Below are 763 nucleotides of genomic sequence, written 5' to 3' on the forward strand. Positions count from 1 at the left end.
TATTGTGATGGCATTGTTCTGTTCCTTATTTTAAATTTTATTGTTTTTAGTCACGATTAATGGCACGTCTTCACGGTTATTGTATTGAATAATAATTTGATATTTTACAATATTAAACACACCTATCGTGCCAGCGATCCATTTATTGATAATGAGCCCATTTTGAACAGGCTTGTCGCTATTGGTTATTGTTTTATCAGTAAGATGATTAGCCGATGTGGTTAAAGTAAATTCGTCTGGTTCGTCAATTTTACTATAATCGGGTATTGGGAGCCTAGTCAGTATGCCGATATTACGATCATACTTTTCGAAATAGGCTTTTTTATCCGTCTCCGCCTTGTGCCATTGAACCTTATTGTTTTATATGGTGCCGTTGTTTAATTTCAGCTAACTCTTCTAATGATGTGGCATTAAACGCTTCAACCATCCATTCTGGCCAGCCTTGTCCTTTAATAATTTTTTCTTTAAATTGGGTTTCTTGTTCCCATTTGTATTTGCCGTCGTTTAGACCTGCTAATTTGTTAGCGCACATAAAGTTATTGACCCAACCCCAAACCAAATAACTACCTATGCCGCCACGTAATGGGTCTAATAATATATGGTCAATTGTTTTATGGGTATGAGGTTTGCACACCATTAATATGGTGGTGTTGAGTGAATATCGTGAAAAATTATGCACCACCACCCCTTGTAAATGGGCCCAGTCATATTCTTTTATGCGTTTTTTATTAGGATGCAAAAAGGTTAGCGGATTGCGTAACAC

At 36.6% G+C, this 763-nt stretch carries 1 protein-coding gene; it reads right to left on the minus strand.

What is annotated here, in order from left to right:
• Positions 1 to 352: 352 nt before the first annotated feature.
• On the minus strand, positions 353 to 763 hold a 411-nt coding region (locus B9N71_RS13175), incomplete at its 5' end, for a DUF6708 domain-containing protein (RefSeq protein WP_167370127.1).

It is taken from the genome of Gilliamella bombi (assembly GCF_900103255.1).
GTDB lineage: Bacteria > Pseudomonadota > Gammaproteobacteria > Enterobacterales > Orbaceae > Gilliamella > Gilliamella bombi.